This window comes from Sulfurospirillum halorespirans DSM 13726, from assembly GCF_001723605.1.
Classification (GTDB): domain Bacteria; phylum Campylobacterota; class Campylobacteria; order Campylobacterales; family Sulfurospirillaceae; genus Sulfurospirillum; species Sulfurospirillum halorespirans.
The window spans coordinates 287,438-300,647 of record NZ_CP017111.1 but is presented as its reverse complement, the minus strand read 5'-3'; the positions used below and the strand labels follow the sequence as shown (position 1 = coordinate 300,647).

The window sequence follows — 13,210 nt, the reverse complement described above, 5'->3', positions numbered from 1 at the left end:
CCGAAATTTGCCACAGGGTGTTTATTTTGCAGGAATAATGATCCCTTTGTACGGACCAAATTTGTGTTGGTGACGTGTTTTGTTATCATCATAAGGTCCAACATCGCTATCAGGCACTTTCATGCTAAGATCAGGAAAATCTTTTTCACGATTGGCTTTGACGTCGCGTGGTTTATCGTAATTATTGATGTACGCTGCGACATTGTAGGCTTGCTCGTCGGTGAGAATACGGTTGTGATTGTCCGCACCCAAAGGCATATTGGCTACGATCCAGTCTGCCGCGCGAAGCACACGGTACATTCCAGCACCTGTATTGTACGTATCTTTGCCCCAAAGTGGAGGAAACTCGTATCCATTGGCTTTGCCTTCACGTTTCACGCCTTCTCCATTTTCACCATGGCACGAAGCACAATGCTCTTTGTACACTTTTTCACCCTTGATCGGATCGGCCGCTTGGCTCATGACCATTTTGCGATTGACCTGAGGAAACTCAGCGCCTTCGACTTTGGCTCCAACAGGAATGCCTTGCGCTAACCAGTACATATACGTCACGATAGCACGCATCTCTTTTCCATTTTCAGGAAGCGATTTGCCATTCATACTGCGATTCATACACCCATTGACACGCTCTTCAATGCTACCGATGTTCTCATCGCGATTACGGTATTGAGGAAACGTTCCAAACGTTGCCATAAAAGGTGCTGACCATCGCTTGGTGCCTGCATCTTGGTGACACGAAGAACAGGCGAGGTTGTTACCCGCGTAACGCATTTTAGCATCCGCAACTTCGGGACCGATGTATTTGTAGGTTTCATGCACCAGTGCTTTTCCATAACGCACGGTCTCTCCAAAAAGATTATTAGGAATGGTGCTCTCATCAGGCGCCTTCCAATCTTTCACCACAACCGGTTTAAACCCTTTATCTGAGCGTTTAGCAAGCTCCGCCACATCAAATGCAAAAAGCCCGCTTGCACCCAAAAGTAGTAGTGCCATTCCAAGAATCGATACTTTTTTCATCTCTTACCTCCTTAAAATTTTCTATAACCACCATCATAGTTTTTCTACGTCAATTTTTCGTCAATTTTCACTTCGCCCTTTTGAGCTATAATTCACGTAATGATTACAAAGGATTTCCCATCAAAACATTTCGTGCATTTGCACTCTTTTTTGGACTCTTTTTCGTCCTCATCCTTACCCTTGGCTTTTTGATCTATCGCGCTAACCACAACCTTTACATCGAAGATGCCAAAAACAGTGTGGAGAGTGTGCTAGGCCTCACCCAAGAGCTGATTTCCCATGAAAAACAACTCGCCCTTAGCATCGCGCTAATGCTCTCTCAAAATGAGACACTCAAAGAGGGGTACCTTAAAAACGATCGTGCGTTACTTTTTGAAACCTTACAGAGCGAAATTTCTAAAATCAAACACTATTTACAGATTGAAAACCTTGAAGTGCAACTCCATACCAAAGAGGCAAAGGCGTACGTGCGAAGCTGGGATTTTGATGATTATGGCGACGATCTCTCCACGTTTCGCAAAGGCATAACACTTTTGCATCAAACCAAAATGCCTCTGGTGGCGATTGAGCTAGGAAAACGTCTCAACATCAAAGCACTCTGCCCGATTTATGCTAAAAATGAGTTTATCGGCTCTTTGGAAATCATCATCAGTTTTGATGAAATCGCCCAAAAGCTGAACGCTAAAAAGATCAATTTTGTGATTTTGATGGACAAAGAGCTTTTAGAGATTGGTGAATGGATGAAAGAGCTGACCCAAATCGATAACTACGTTATTGTGAGCAACAGCTGTCCTAGCGGGTGCATCAATGCCTTAAATGCCATCATCTCGACCTCAACATTGGAGAAAGGGTTTGCGCGCTCTAACGATGCCCTGTTTGGCTTTACGCCGCTGTTTGACATCGAAGCCAAACAGGTAGGTTACATTGGAATTTGGTTTGGAGAGTCCTTGCTCAAAGAGTCGTTGCTCCTTCGAGCTTCCCTCACCCCTCGCGCAACACCTTTACATGTAAAGACCTTGGAGCCTGCAATTGAAGACTCGCAGAAACGTGAAGTACTGATTCGATGAAGATTTTGCTGCTGGAAGATGACCACACCTATAATGAGAGTATCAAAGACTCTTTGGAAGAGATGGGCTATGCAGTTGATGCCTTTGAAGATGGGCTTGTTGCGCTTGATGCACTCTTTGAAAAGCAGTATCATCTTGCCCTTTTGGACATTCGAGTTCCGCATCTGGACGGCTATGAAATCCTCAAAGAGATTCGTAAAGCAAAACTCGATCTTCCGATCATTTTTATCACCTCTTTGACGGACATTAACAACCTCTCTTTGGGGTACGAACTTGGCTGTAATGACTATTTGCGTAAACCATTTTCACTCAAAGAGCTTCAATACCGTGTCTCGCAAACGCTCAAAAGTTACCATCTGCATACGACACTCGATGTCATTCCCCTCACGCATGGTTTTTCCTACCATAGTGACGACCAAAGCCTCTGGTTTGAAGAGATGCAGGTCAATCTCAGCAATTATGAACGCAAATTGCTCTTTGTTTTGGTAAAAAATAGGGGCAATTTTATCTCCACAGAGCTCATCCACGAATACGTTTGGGAAGGTAAAGAAGTCGGCGATAATGATATACGCATGCTGATTAAAAAACTGCGCGACAAGACTGATAAGGATTTTATCATCACTGCGAAAGGCATAGGATACAAAATTGAAAAGTGAGACTAAAAATGCGTTTATTTTCGCCATCATTCTCACTTTCTTGACGCTCTTACTCGTCTCATTTCCCATTTTAAATTACCTCTCCGTTTCACTGCGCCTCAGCCAAGTCAATCAAGAGACGCAACTGCGCAGTTATGCCAAAGAGATTGAAGCAACCATTCAAGGCATTTTGCCACTTCAAAAAACTTTCTTGTTTCCACGCTCCATCCTCTTTAAAAGTACGCTTTTAGATGCCAACAACCGCATCGTTTTTTCACTGATCGAAGAGCCTATTCCAAGCTTTAGCGATGAATTCGTCACCAATGAGAGTTCTCTTTTTTACAAACATCCTCTGGCTTCAAATGCTTTACATGTAAAGTATTTAATCGTGCAAAAAGAGATCTCGCATTCGCAAGTTATTTTTGATATTTTGGTCATTATTGGCGTCGTTTTGATGGGGATGTTACTTTTTTCGTACCTTCTTTTGAAACTCTTGCTCAAGCCTTACATCGAAACGTCCACGCGTATGAATCTCTTTTTTACCGATGTGATGCACGAACTTAAAACACCTTTGGGCATTATGCAGCTCAATATCGAAGGGCTGGTGCAAAAATACAAAGACAAACGCCTCGGTCGCACCCTTGCGGCACTCTCTACCCTTGCAACATTGTACGATGATTTGGAATACCTCATCAAAAACAAAACGATCACCTACACAACCGAACTACTCAATTTTTCGACGTTTTTGGAAGATCGCATTGCGTACTTTGAAGCCCTAAGCGCTTCAAAAGAGATTACGATTTGTTCACACATCGAGTCTCAACTTTATGTGCGCATCAACCGTATTGAGCTTCAACGCATTATTGATAACAATATCACCAATGCAATCAAATATTCGCCCACGCAAACCATCATCGAAGTCACATTAAACGCAGACAACGATAGACTCTGTTTTAAAGTCAAAGATCAAGGGGTGGGAATTAAGGAGGTCGAAAAGATTTTTGAGCGCCATTACCGAGGGGACATCTACAAAGGTGGCTTTGGAATTGGGCTTAGTATTGTGAAAAGTATTTGTGATAAGTATGGTGTTGTGATTGAAGTGCAATCAGAAGAGAAAAAAGGAAGTGAATTTAGCTATTGGTTTAGAAAAGAGGAAAAGGAGGAGAAAATCTCCTCCTAAAAATTATAGTGCTGTTACGTTCTCAGCTTGTGGGCCTTTTGGACCTTCGCCTAGTTCATAAGTGACTTTTTGGCCTTCTGCCAAAGATACACGACCATAACCTGATCTATTTACTTGACGAAAGTGTACGAATACATCTTTTCCGCCATCGTTTGGTTGGATAAATCCAAAACCTTTTTCATTGTTAAACCATTTAACGGTTCCCTCTAATAAAGCCATCGTATGCTCCTGTTATAAAATCGAAAAGTAGAAAATTGAGTATTTTTGGAGTATTTTAGGATGCTAACTAAAGGTCACGTATCAAAAAACTACCAAAGATGAACTCGAACCTCATCTTTCTAGGAAAATAGTGTATCTTATTTTTTAAAATAAAGCAAATTTAAATCGCTTTTAACTATACTGAGACATGAAAATAGCAAAAACATATGCACTTTACAGCACAATCATCCTCTCTTGCACACTGATCTTAATGACAAGTGTCTGGTTTAGTAAAAAAACGCAAGAGCAAAGACAGATCGCACACGAGCAAAGTAGTGTGTTTGAACGCTACAAAGCCGTCTTAAATCTTGAAAAGACTCCTCTGAGGCAAATGAGCCTTAACTACTCGCGCTGGGATGAAATGGCAACGTTTGTGAACACCCAAGATTTAAGCTGGAGCAAGGATAATTTAGAGCCTCTGCTTCCCACATTTGGGCTTCATTATATTTTTATCTTTGATGCTTCTAAAAAGCTGGTTTATCGCCATAAAAGTAACGACGTTCAAACCATAAATTTTGATTTATCCTCTTTTGATGCCTCAAAGTCCTCTTTTAAAGAATTTTACCACTACGAAGATGGTGCGTTTATCCAATTTTTTTTAGCGCCCATTCATACCTCGGCTGATTTGAAACGTACGGGTGAACCAAAGGGCTTTTTGGTTTTAGGACGACTTTTTGATGATGCTTTTCTAAAAAGTATGGGACATGTGAGCCTTGGAACAGCGTCACTTTTTTCTGCGAGTGATCATCCTACCTTAGAAGAGCACTTTGAGATTCCACTTCACTCTTTGCAGGATGACGTGATCGGTTATCTTGATTTTTACTACACCTCCTCGATGCTTCTTTTTATGGCTGAAATGCAAAACTTTCTACTCTTTGCAGGATTTATCATTGTTTTAGGGGGCATTGTACTGTTTCATTCCCTTACCTATAAGATTATCTTCACACCAATTCGATACATCTCTATGGCACTTAAAAGCCACAATCTCAATTACATTGCAGCACTTTCACGTCAAGAACATGAACTGGGTGAAATTGCGCATCTGATTTGTGAGCATGAAAAACAATCTCACCTCTTAGAACACTACAAAGAGGCGATTGATGAAAATACGATTGTCTCCAAAACCGATGCTAAAGGCATTATTACCTATGCCAATACTCAATTTATGGCTATCTCAGGCTACACCGAAATGGAACTTTTAGGCAAACCCCATAACATTGTCCGCCATCCAGACAACCCTCAAAACTTCTTTAAAGAGATGTGGGAAACCCTAAAAGAGGGAAATACTTGGAAAGGTGTTGTGAAAAACCGCCGCAAAGACGGCAGTGCTTACTACGTTAAATCGGTGATTATGCCACTATTTGACGAGCAAGGAGCGATTCATGAGTACATTGCAATTCGTTACGATGTCAGTGAGCTGTTTGAACAAGTGGAACACCTGCGCAAAGAGAAGCTCACTGAGCTTCCCAGTCGCAAGTTTCTCTTTGAAGCCATTGAACGCACCCAAGCACCGCACTTAGCCATTCTTAATATTTGTGGGTTTCGTGACATCAATACTCTGCATGGGCAAGCCTTTGGAGACCTCTATCTGCGCCATTTAACCCTTAAAATCAAACAGCTTATGCCAAAAACATGGCAATTCTTTCATCTCCAAAGCGATGAATTTGCCCTCTTTTGCGACGCACCACTTCTTGACCAAGCCTTTAACAATGAATGCCAACACATTCTTGCCATTCTCTCGCATGAAGGGCTTTTCATTCAACAGACATATTACCCACTCACCCTTCGTTTTGGCATTGCCAACGGGGTTGGGTATCTTTACAACCGTGCGGAGATCGCCATGAAAGAGGCACGCGAATCTCGCAAAAATTTCGTGGTTTACGATGACAATAAAGGCTTTGAAGAACGTTTGCAAAAAGACATTCAGTGGAATGAAACCATTATGAGTGCGCTTAAAGAGAACCGTTTTACGATCTTTTTGCAGGAAATTGTTCCTTTACATGTAAAGAAGAACGCGCGCAAAAAGTATGAGGTACTGATTCGCCTCATTGATACCGATGGACGCATTATCTCGCCTTTTCATTTTATTGACCTCTCCAAACGCATGCACTTGTACGATCAACTGACGCGTTTTGTCATTCAAGAGGGGTTGCGAGCCGCTTTGGAGCTGCATTGTGATATTTCGATCAACATCACCAAAGAAGATATTATGAACCAAGAAACAACGGCATTTTTGATGGATATGTTGCACCAATACCCCACACTGCAAGGGCACATCACCCTAGAACTCGTCGAATCAGAGGGCATTGAAGACTCCACAGAAGTGCAAACGTTTTTGCAACAGATACGCACATACGGTTGTTTGCTTGCGATTGATGATTTTGGTGCAGGGTATTCTAACTTTGAATACTTACTGCGCCTCAATGTGGATTTCATCAAAATCGATGGTTCACTGATTAAAAACCTTGACACCGATGCCAATGCGTATGCAACGGTGAAAACGATTACCCATTTTGCTAAAAACTTAGGCATTTTAGTCGTAGCTGAATTTGTTCATAAAAAAGAGATCTTGGAAAAAGTCAAAGAGCTTGACATTGACTTTGCACAAGGGTTCTATCTGCATGAGCCTTCCCCAAAAACAAAAATAAAGAGTCACTATGTTAGCCATTGAAGCATTTTTGAACGTCGTTGAACGTGATGAGTTTGTTGAAGGACACGAAGTATTGGAAGTGGAGTGGCATCGTTTGAAAAAACTTCCAGAGCACACCGATGAAGCCAAAATCCTTAAAGGACTGATCAACGCCTCTACCGCTTTAGCTTTGGCGTGCAAAGGGAAAAAAGAGGGCGCTTTACGCGTGTGGCAAACGTATGAAAAATACGCCCCACTGATTGCCTCAACACCTTCATCGCTCACCGCACGCTACGAAGAGGCTCAGGCACTTTTGTTACGCAAATACGTACTTTACATGTAACCGTTTAGACGGTGTGTTTAAAATACCAACTCATCGTATCTTCGCCCACTCTTTGAGAAAAAATCTTTTGCAATCCTGTGGGTAAAACGATCGTCTTCCCCTCTTTTTCATGCGGTGATTCAAAGATCAAATACCACTTGATTTCATTTGAAAGAGCATCCAAAAGCCCTTGCCCTCCTTCAACCATCACCATTTCGTACTCATTGACATGATTAAGATCAGAAGCAACCGTGATCGAGCGATGAGGGATATCAAACAGAGGAATGGTGCGATCAAAATCGTTGTGATGAGAGTAAATAAGCACATCAGGTGCTTTACCATCACACAGCCTTGCATCTAAAATGGGACGATCAACTCGAACCGTATTGCCTCCGATAACTAAAAGATCGCAGCGATCTCGTAAACGGTGCACCATAACGCGTGAATCAAGCGACGTAATTATCCCACCCGTAGCCACACCATTCGCACTCAGTGCGAGTTTAAAAAAGAGAAACGGCTCTTTGTTTTCCTTACATGTAAAAGGAGATAAAAGCAGATCGCATGCCTTTTTCAGACATCCAAAATGCACCTCCATCCCTTTGCTTTGAAGATACGCCCCACCGCCTTGTGCTTGAGTTTCATCATACGAGCCAATAACAATCCGTTTAAAATGAAGCGCTTCAATCAAGGAGGAGCATGGAGGAGTTTTGCCAAAATGATGACACGGCTCTAGGGTTACATGTAAAGAGAGATTGTGGAAAAGATGGGTGTGATGTTTTTTTAAAAAGGTGTGGAGTTCGCTCGCATCTTCGATGTCGCTGATGCGTCTATCTTCTGTGAGTATTTCGTAAGCTGCTTTAATTGCAAGCACTTCAGCATGAGCATATCCCGCTTTTTGGTGTGCCGCAACCCCCAAAATATCGCCTTGGTCATTGCTCACAACTGCTCCAACCGCAGGGTTTGGAAACGTTAGCACCTGATACGCCCAAGCGGCATCAAGTGCTTTTTGCATTAAAAGAGTGTCAAACGCGCTTACCATTCAAAATAAGTTCGGATACTTTCTATCTCATTCAGTGAAATCTGTTTGAGTTCATTTTCAACGCGAACAAAGGCAACATTGTCAGCGAAGCTCTCAAGAAGCCCGATGAATTTCTCTTTACTGTTCAGCTTGACTTTGACTTTTTCACCAATAGAAGCTGTAAAATGCTCAGGCTTAGTGAGTTTTCGCTCAATGCCAGGAGAACTGACTTCGAAAAGATACTCACCCTCAAGTGGTGGCTCTAAATCAAAAATAGGGGATAAAATACGGCTAATCTCTGCGCATTTATCAAGGCTAATGCCCTCTTTTGACGTAATGTAAAGACGAAAAATTCTTTTATCAAATTCGTTTGCTACTTCGGTATCGTAGAAAGAGACACCGCAGCTCTCTACAATTTTTACAATTTTTTCTTGATCAAGCATCGTTATTCTTACCTTTTTTGAGCTCTTCTTCCACTTTTGCAAACAGAGCATCCATCTTATTTTGGCGCTCTAAGCTATCATCGAAATAAAATGTGAAATGGGGACAGCGAAACCAACCTTCTGCTTGCATGCAGTGGGTTTGAATATGACGCTGAACGCGATCCAATCGTGAAAGAATGTAATTTTTCTCTTTTTCATCATACACAGAACCATCTAAATAGACGTTCGCATCGTATTTTCCACGGCTACACTCAACATCGATCACACAAACCCCACGAAGCAGTTCATCTTCTAATGTTGAAAGCGCTTCAGGAATAAGTTCTCTTAAAACGCTTTGGGTTCTCTGGATTTTAATACTTTTGTCTATCATAGTTTCGCTTTTTCTTCAACCTCTTTAAAGCTCTCGATATAATCGCCCACTTTAATATCCGTGTATCCTGTGATACCTACACCACACTCAAACCCTTTACCCACCTCTTTAACGTCCTCTTTGAAACGTTTAAGGGATGAAACACTGCCTTCATAGATGATAACGCCATCACGAATAACCCTGATTTTAACACCACGGTTAATGGTTCCATCCGTTACGATACAACCCGCAATGTGTCCCAATTTTGGCACAGGGAATACTTCTCTAACCATTGCTTGACCGATATTCTCTTCACGAATAACAGGAGCCATAAGGCCTGTTACAATGTTGGTGACATCATCAATCAAATCATAGATGATATTGTACGTTTTAATCTCAACACCAGCACTTTTTGCTTTCTCTTTAACCACACCTGTAGGTCGTACATGGAAACCTAAAATGATACAGTCTGAACTCGCACTCGCGATCGCGACATCACTCTCCGTAATGCCACCAATACCTGCACTCACGATGTTAACTTTGGTTTCAGAGTTTCTGATTTTTTCCAAACTTCCCTTGATCGCTTCAAGACTTCCTTGAACATCTGCTTTGATAATAACAGGTAGTGTTTTTAAAGCACCCTCTGCAATCATCGCGCTTAGATCATCAAGACTTACTTTAGTCGTTTTAGAAAGCTCTTTTTGACGGAGGTATTCTGCTTTTTTCTTCGCATATTCACGTGCAATTTTATCTGTCTTAACGCTAATCAGCGTATCGCCTGCACCTGGTACTTCACTCAGTCCAAGAACAACAACTGGCTCACCAGGAAGTGCTTCTTTGACAGAGCGTCCAAGATCATCGAGCAATGCTTTAACTTTACCAAAGGCAACACCAGCAACCACAATGTCGCCCACACGCATCGTACCATCTTCAACAACAACGGTTGCGACAGGACCGCGCCCTTTTTCGAGGGAGCTTTCAATAACGGTGGCTTTCACTTCACGACTAGGATCTGCTTTGAGCTCTAAAAGATCTGCTTGCAATAAAATAGTCTCAAGCAAGTCTTCGATACCCATACCTGTTTTAGCAGATACAGGTACAAATTCATGCTCTCCACCCCAATCAACAGGGGTAATACCAAGCTCTGCGAGTTGTGCTTTGACAAGATCAGGATTGGCGGCTTCTTTATCCATTTTGTTGACGGCAATAATAATAGGAACATTGGCCGCTTTTGCATGTTCAATCGCCTCTTTGGTTTGAGGTTTAACACCATCATCTGCAGCGACAACAACAATAACAATGTCGGTCACTTTCGCACCACGTGAACGCATTTCAGTAAAGGCTTCGTGACCTGGAGTATCGATAAAGGTAATGTTTCGACCATTTTTCTCTACCATATAAGCACCCACGTGTTGGGTAATGCCACCTGCTTCACCTGCAGCGACTTTGGCACTTCTGATGTAATCTAAGAGGGATGTTTTACCATGATCAACGTGACCCATGATGGTGATAACAGGAGCACGCTCAACAAGAATTTGATCGCTAGCTTCACCTTCATCATCGTACGCTTTAACATAATCAAACGCTTCTTGATCATTAACCGTTGTCACATTGATGCCAAAGGTCTCTGCTAAAATTTCAATCGAATCTTTATCTAAAAAGTCGTTCTTGGTAAACATAACACCTAACGAGAAAAGCTCTTTAATGACTTCACTCACCGGTTTATTGATCTTTTCAGCAAACTCATACACCCTAATCTCTTCAGGAATTTCAATCGCACTAATCGCTTCGGATTCTTGCACTTGCACTGGACGGCGTCTACGCTTTCGACCAACTCTTTGAATACCTTGCATGACGAAATTGGTTTTTTTAGTGGTTCTAATTTGGCTTGGATCGATCTGTTTTTTCTTTTTGGCTTCTTCATTCACCAAGAGACCAACATTAAGATCGGGAAGGACAATCATATCCTCTTCTTCCGTATCAATACGGTTATCTGCCATCTCAATATTTAAAGCAATATCCAATTTTTCTGTCGTGGATTTTTTCTCAGCAGGTATTTTTTTAAGCTTCTTTTTCTTTTTCTGAAGTTCGCTTGCACTGTTAGACGTAGCAAACATGGACTCCATACTTCTTGAAGGTGTACTCTCGCGTGAACCATAAAACGACGATGGGCTTTGTCTTACTTCAACTTCGACCTCTTTGACTTCAGGTCGTTTCTTTTTAACAATAACCAAACCTCTGCGCTTTTGTACATTGGTTGGATCTACTTTGTCTACTGTGTCTGCTTTATCTTCAGCTACATCTGATACTGTATTCTCAACCAGCTCTTTTTGAGGGGGAGTTTGAGCGGTATGACCCGTTTCAAGCTCTTTTTCTTTCAATGTCTTTGTTTTAGGAGCAGCAACTTCAGGTACTTTTGGTTTTTCAACGACAGGCGGTGGAGTCTCTACGACTTCAACTTTTTTAATCTCTGGAGCTTTAGGTTGAGGGGACGGCTTACTTGCTTGTGCAGTCTCTCCGCTTAAGACGTAATTCATGAGTTTTTCGGCATCTTCTGTACTAATTGAACTTGAGTGCCCTTTGACATCAAGACCAAGATCTACCGCTTTATCAACGATCTCTTTGTTCTTCATGCCCAGTTCTTTTGCTATTTCGGTTATACGAACTTTATCCATTCGACCCTATCTCCTTAAAAATTTTACCAAATTCCATCATTGCTTTGTGATTTGTTTTGCATTTATTGTTGAGTATTTTTACAACTTTCTTTTCATTGTTTGTCATACATGCCTTGCAGATATAAAAGCTTCTTCCAACTTTGGAAAAGAGCATGAGCTCTCCATCTACAATCTGCAATCTTTGTAAACTGTGTTGTAAAGATCTTTCTCTACAAACAATGCACATTCGTATGGGTTGACTCATTTTTGCGCCTGATTATATCAAATTTTAGCTGTCTTTCAGCTTTTTACGATTTCAAAACCGTTATTATCTAATTCAAAGATTTCTACTCTAAACATTCCAAACGCATTTTTAAGGGCTATTGCAACCTTTGGAGCATCTTCCGCCTTAACGAGATTGAAAAACGATGAGCCACTTCCTGAGAGTGTACTCATTAAGGCACCACTTCTTAAAGCAATCTCACGTACTTCAAAAAGTTCTTTCATCTGCTTCATACGACGATGTTCGTGCATACAATCTTTGGATGCCACTCTTAAAAACTCCCAATTTTCGCTAAAAAATGCTGCCGTTAGCAAAGATGCACGCGAAAGATTGTACACCACATTTTTCATGGGGTACGATTTAGGAAGTAGTGTCCTCGAATGCGCTGTGGACATAGGGCGATCAGGAATCACCATCACCACTTTAAGCTTCTCTCCAAGCACTTTTTTCAATGTTTTTACTCTTCCACTTTCAACTACTGAGCTGGTAAAGCCTCCAAAAACGGCTGGGGCAATGTTATCAGGATGCGTTTCATATAAGATGGCTTTGTTTAAAATAGTCTCACGACTTGCTTTCACACCCGCCATCTCATAAGCACTGGCAATGGCGCCAACAATGACGGCGGAACTGCTTCCAAGCCCTCTTGAAAAAGGGATTGCATTAAAAAACTCAAACCTGAAAGGATCTTTTTTACCCGCTAATTCTTGATAAATATCGTAAAAAATGGAGACAAAAATATTGTTTTTTTTCAGTTTTGCATTCTCTTCACCCTCTCCTTTAACAGAGATACTTTGGTAACTTGAAGGCTTAATGCAAACTTCATTGTACAGTGCGATGGCAAGACCTAAACAATCAAATCCGGGTCCTAAATTGGCACTAGTCGCTGGTATCTTTATCTTCACACATCGCTCCTAAACTGCTGGTAACATATAAAGTGGTTCAATTTCGTTCGTAAAAAGGGTTTCATCTAAAACTTTCGGTAATGTAAAATGTTGCTCCACAGGACTTTCCAAACGCACCGTGGTAATCGCTTCTGCTTCTTTTATAAAATAGAGATTGCGCATCGCACGAATCGCTCTTCCTTCATTAAAAGCAAATCCATCGCAGGCTAAAAGAGGAATGTTCAGTGTAATACTCAGCGTTTTTAAAAAAATGTAGGTAATTTTAATCGCCATAAAACTTCCAGGACCTCTCGCAAAAAAGAGACGTACAAGGTGATACTCTTTTAAAATAGTCTCAAAAAGCAAGGGCAAAACTTCACTTGTTTGATCCACTGTCTCATACGTTTTAATGAGTTGGTTATTTTCATAAATGCCTACATGTAAAGGCGAAGTAAGCGTTATAACAACAATATC

General features: G+C 41.4%; 13 protein-coding genes. 5 read left to right on the top strand and 8 right to left on the bottom strand.

The genetic code is table 11. The features are described from left to right. Window positions 1-21: 21 nt before the first annotated feature. Entirely contained in the window at window positions 22-1,017 is a 996-nt protein-coding gene (locus SHALO_RS01535; RefSeq protein ID WP_069477066.1) for a c-type cytochrome, read from the bottom strand. A gap of 80 nt (window positions 1,018-1,097) precedes the next feature. Here SHALO_RS01535 and SHALO_RS01530 point away from each other — a divergent pair, with 80 nt between their 5' ends. Genes SHALO_RS01530 through SHALO_RS01520 form a run of 3 tightly spaced genes read left to right on the top strand, consistent with a single transcriptional unit; the run spans window position 1,098 to window position 3,899 of the window. Beyond that, on the top strand, window positions 1,098-2,084 hold the full coding sequence (locus SHALO_RS01530) for a cache domain-containing protein (protein WP_069477065.1): 987 nt from the start codon (window positions 1,098-1,100) through the stop codon (window positions 2,082-2,084). Beyond that, a complete protein-coding gene (locus SHALO_RS01525; protein ID WP_025343530.1) occupies window positions 2,081-2,740 on the top strand; it encodes a response regulator transcription factor in 660 nt (219 codons plus the stop codon). Before SHALO_RS01530 ends, SHALO_RS01525 begins: the two co-directional genes overlap by 4 nt. After that, window positions 2,730-3,899: a sensor histidine kinase gene (locus tag SHALO_RS01520; protein ID WP_069477064.1), complete on the top strand. Its 1,170-nt coding sequence runs from the start codon at window positions 2,730-2,732 to the stop codon at window positions 3,897-3,899. Before SHALO_RS01525 ends, SHALO_RS01520 begins: the two co-directional genes overlap by 11 nt. Before the next feature lie 3 nt (window positions 3,900-3,902). Here the strand turns inward: SHALO_RS01520 and SHALO_RS01515 are convergent, their stop codons facing one another. Beyond that, the gene (locus SHALO_RS01515) at window positions 3,903-4,118 is read right to left on the bottom strand and encodes a cold-shock protein (protein ID WP_025343528.1); all 216 of its coding nucleotides are present in this window, start codon (window positions 4,116-4,118) and stop codon (window positions 3,903-3,905) included. A 187-nt stretch (window positions 4,119-4,305) separates the two neighbouring features. Here SHALO_RS01515 and SHALO_RS01510 point away from each other — a divergent pair, with 187 nt between their 5' ends. Both SHALO_RS01510 and SHALO_RS01505 read left to right on the top strand, forming a co-directional pair. Beyond that, window positions 4,306-6,828: an EAL domain-containing protein gene (locus SHALO_RS01510; RefSeq protein ID WP_069477063.1), complete on the top strand. Its 2,523-nt coding sequence runs from the start codon at window positions 4,306-4,308 to the stop codon at window positions 6,826-6,828. Beyond that, complete coding sequence (locus SHALO_RS01505; RefSeq protein ID WP_069477062.1) at window positions 6,815-7,129, top strand: DUF309 domain-containing protein; 315 nt, start codon at window positions 6,815-6,817, stop codon at window positions 7,127-7,129. Before SHALO_RS01510 ends, SHALO_RS01505 begins: the two co-directional genes overlap by 14 nt. A 4-nt stretch (window positions 7,130-7,133) precedes the next feature. On the opposite strand, the gene ribD is transcribed toward SHALO_RS01505, so the two are convergent. The 6 genes from ribD to SHALO_RS01470 form a co-directional block, all read right to left on the bottom strand. Further along, window positions 7,134-8,147 (bottom strand): bifunctional diaminohydroxyphosphoribosylaminopyrimidine deaminase/5-amino-6-(5-phosphoribosylamino)uracil reductase RibD, encoded by a 1,014-nt coding sequence (ribD, locus tag SHALO_RS01500; RefSeq protein WP_069477061.1) that lies wholly within the window; start codon window positions 8,145-8,147, stop codon window positions 7,134-7,136. Then, entirely contained in the window at window positions 8,141-8,569 is a 429-nt protein-coding gene (locus tag SHALO_RS01495; RefSeq protein ID WP_069477060.1) for an LSm family protein, read from the bottom strand. The genes ribD and SHALO_RS01495 overlap by 7 nt, the downstream gene beginning before the upstream one ends. Continuing rightward, a complete protein-coding gene (rbfA, locus tag SHALO_RS01490) occupies window positions 8,562-8,939 on the bottom strand; it encodes a 30S ribosome-binding factor RbfA (RefSeq protein WP_069477059.1) in 378 nt (125 codons plus the stop codon). The genes SHALO_RS01495 and rbfA overlap by 8 nt, the downstream gene beginning before the upstream one ends. Then, window positions 8,936-11,593 carry a translation initiation factor IF-2 gene (infB, locus tag SHALO_RS01485; protein ID WP_069477058.1) on the bottom strand — a complete coding sequence of 886 codons (2,658 nt, stop codon included), beginning with the start codon at window positions 11,591-11,593 and terminating at the stop codon, window positions 8,936-8,938. Before infB ends, rbfA begins: the two co-directional genes overlap by 4 nt. 279 nt (window positions 11,594-11,872) lie before the next feature. Further along, window positions 11,873-12,757 (bottom strand): homoserine kinase, encoded by an 885-nt coding sequence (gene thrB / locus SHALO_RS01475; RefSeq protein WP_069477056.1) that lies wholly within the window; start codon window positions 12,755-12,757, stop codon window positions 11,873-11,875. Window positions 12,758-12,766: 9 nt separating this feature from the next. After that, window positions 12,767-13,129: a hypothetical protein gene (locus SHALO_RS01470; RefSeq protein WP_238585270.1), complete on the bottom strand. Its 363-nt coding sequence runs from the start codon at window positions 13,127-13,129 to the stop codon at window positions 12,767-12,769. Between the last annotated feature and the right edge of the window lie 81 nt (window positions 13,130-13,210).